General features: G+C 67.8%; 1 pseudogene. It reads left to right on the top strand.

Annotated elements, in window-relative coordinates:
* Window positions 1–813, top strand: a pseudogene (locus M3I54_RS44455) (heme utilization protein); the annotation flags it as partial.

Raw genomic sequence — 813 nt, 5'->3', positions numbered from 1 at the left:
GGCACTGACGTCCAGCCAGGTCGCGCAGCTCGGCACGGCTGACCTGAACGCGCTGACCACGGCTGAAGTGCAGGCACTGGGTTCGGCGGGTGTTGGCCAGCTGACGTCGTCGCAAGTGCAGTCGCTGACCTCGACGGCGCTGAACGCGCTGACGACGTCGCAGCTGGCGACGCTGTCGGTGAACCTGCTGACGAGCGCACAGGTCTCGGGTCTGAGCACGGGCCAGCTCGCGGCGCTGAACTCGACGCAGGTGCGGCAACTGAACTCGGCTGACCTCAAGGCGCTGAGCACGAGCCAGCTCGTGAACGGTCTTGGCACGGCAGGCATTGCCTCGCTGACCAGCACGCAGGTGCAGTCGCTGAGCACGACGGCGCTGAACGCGCTGAGCACGGCCCAGCTCGCAACGCTGGCGATCGCCTCGCTGACGACGGGTCAGGTGGCCGGCCTGAGCACGGGCCAGCTGTCGAGCCTGATTTCGAGCCAGGTCCAGCAGCTGGGTTCGGCTGACATCAAGGCGCTGAGCACGAACCAGGTCGTGAACGGTCTGGGTTCGGCGGCCATCGCGGCACTGACGTCCAGCCAGGTCGCGCAGCTCGGCACGGCTGACCTGAACGCGCTGACCACGGCTGAAGTGCAGGCACTGGGTTCGGCGGGTGTTGGCCAGCTGACGTCGTCGCAAGTGCAGTCGCTGACCTCGACGGCGCTGAACGCGCTGACGACGTCGCAGCTGGCGACGCTGTCGGTGAACCTGCTGACGAGCGCACAGGTCTCGGGTCTGAGCACGGGCCAGCTCGCGGCGCTGAACTCGACGCA

The sequence above is a fragment of the Paraburkholderia sp. CNPSo 3274 genome (assembly GCF_024206475.1).
GTDB lineage: Bacteria > Pseudomonadota > Gammaproteobacteria > Burkholderiales > Burkholderiaceae > Paraburkholderia.
This window is presented reverse-complemented; position numbering and strand designations above follow the sequence as displayed.